Below are 2,227 nucleotides of genomic sequence, written 5' to 3' on the forward strand. Positions count from 1 at the left end.
TGCCGACTCGGCGAACTGCCCCTGCTCGACGAGGCCGATCGGATGCACCTGCGCCACCTGGAAGGCTCCCCGTCAGGGGCGGCCCCGGCGTGCCTGCATCGCTTGCTGGACGCCCAGGCATGCCAGTGCCCGGAGGCTCCCGCGGTGCGCTACGGAGAGCGAACGCTGAGTTATGGCGAACTGCAGCGGCAGGCCAATCGGCTGGCACGTCGCCTACGCGAGCTCGGCGTCGGTCCGGACGTGCCGGTGGGTATTTTCATGACGCGCAGCCCGGATCTGGTCGTCGCGCTACTGGCCGTGCTCAAGGCAGGCGGTGCCTATGTTCCGCTGGACCCGGACTATCCGCGCGAGCGCCTGGCCTATCTGATCGACGACAGCCGCAGCGCGCTGCTGCTGATCCAGGCCGAGCTGCGGGCGCGCCTACCTGCTGGAGTCCGAACACCGGTATTGAGCGTCGACGAACTGGCCGAATCGTCGCACCAGGGGCTCCTCGACGAGTGCGACGCCAGCGACGCCGTCCAGCCGCAGAACCTGGCCTACATCATCTACACCTCCGGTTCCACCGGCCGGCCCAAGGGGGTCGGCATCTCGCACCAAGCGCTGGTCAATCACATGCTCTGGATGCTCAAGCGCTTCGACGTGCAGCCTTCCGAGCGAGTGCTGCAACGGACGTCAGTGAGTTTCGATGCCGCCGTCTGGGAGTTCTGGCTGCCCTTGCTGGCCGGTGCCCAGTTGCACCTCGCCCCGGTGGAGCTGGGGCGTGACCTCAGTGCCCTGTGGCCGCTGGTCGAGCGGGAGCGCATCTCGGTGTTGCAGCTACCCCCCTCGTTGCTCCAGGCGCTGTTGCCGTTGGCGAGTACCGAGCAATTGCGCGGTCTGCGCCTGCTCTGCTGCGGTGGAGAGGCCCTGGCTGCCGGGCTGGTGCGGGTGCTTCGAGACAAGTGGGGCGGAGAATTGCTCAACCTGTATGGGCCTACGGAAGCCACCATCGATACCTGCTGCCACTCGGTGCCCGCTGCGGCTACCGGTCCCACCATCGCTCTAGGTAAGCCCATCGATGGACTGCGTATCCGCCTACTCGACCCTTCCGGTGGTCGGACTCCCTGGGGGGGGCGTGGCGAATTGGCGATAGCCGGTGCCGGGCTGGCCCGGGGTTACCTGCGACGGCCAGGTCTCACCGCGGAGCGCTTCGTTCCCGATCCCGAGAGCCATGGCGAGCGGTTGTATCGCAGTGGTGATCTCGCCCGAATCGATGGCGAAGGGCAGGTGGATTACCTGGGGCGGATCGATCAGCAGGTGAAGCTGCGGGGCTATCGGATCGAGTTGGGCGAGATCGAAGCCCGCTTGCTGCAGCAGGCCGTGGTGCGGCAAGCCGTGGTGGTCGCCCGGGAAGGTGCCAGCGGGCTGCAACTGGTGGGTTACGTGGTACCCAGTGATCCCGAGCGGCCGGCGCCGGATACCCTGGGCGACACCCTGAAAGCGGCGCTCAGAACGGCGCTGCCGGAATTCATGGTGCCTGCGGCCTGGGTGGTGCTGGAAACCTTGCCCTTGACACCCAATGGCAAGCTGGATCGTCGCGCCTTGCCGCCACCGGATCTAGAGCGTGGACGCCAGGCGTTCCAGGCGCCCGGCACGGCGCTCGAGCGAACCTTGGCGGCGGTGTGGTCCGAGGTACTGCAGCTCGAGCGAGTAGGCCTGGGCGATGACTTCTTCGCGCTGGGTGGACACTCCTTGCTGGCGACCCAGATCCTGACACGGCTTCGTGAACGACTGGACGTCGAGGTGGCGCTCCGGGATCTGTTCGAATTCCCGACCCTGGGTGAGTTGGCGCGTCAACTGGACGGCCGCAGTGGCAAGGGCGCCGAGGTACAGGACAAGTTGGCTAAATCCTTGGTGGCGCTCAAACGTCTTACTACGGAGGAAATCGACGCGCTGACGTCTTGAGGAGAGAACCGGGTGCAAGAGCTGCTGAATTCCGTCCGATCGCTGACCCAGAAAGAACGCAGGGCCCTGGCGGCGCTGCTCAAGCAGCAGGGGGTGAATCTCTACGAGGTGACCCCCATCCTGCCACGCCTCCCTGAGGATGCCCTGCTGCTTTCCTACGCCCAGCAACGGCAGTGGTTCCTCTGGCAGCTCGAACCGCAGAGCGCGGCTTACCACATCCCGGCGGTGCTGCGCCTGCAGGGTACGTTGGACAAGGCCGCGTTGCAGCGCAGCTTCGTCGCCT

2 protein-coding genes are annotated in these 2,227 nt (G+C 66.3%); both read left to right on the forward strand.

Features of this window, described 5'->3' with window-relative positions; genetic code table 11:
• On the forward strand, positions 1-1,944 hold a 1,944-nt coding region (locus ACYJP6_RS24125; RefSeq protein ID WP_459478551.1), incomplete at its 5' end, for an amino acid adenylation domain-containing protein.
• A 12-nt stretch (positions 1,945-1,956) separates the two neighbouring features.
• A partial coding sequence (locus ACYJP6_RS24130; protein ID WP_459478553.1) for a condensation domain-containing protein occupies positions 1,957-2,227 on the forward strand: 271 nt, incomplete at its 3' end.

Source organism: Pseudomonas sp. No.117 (assembly GCF_054558395.1).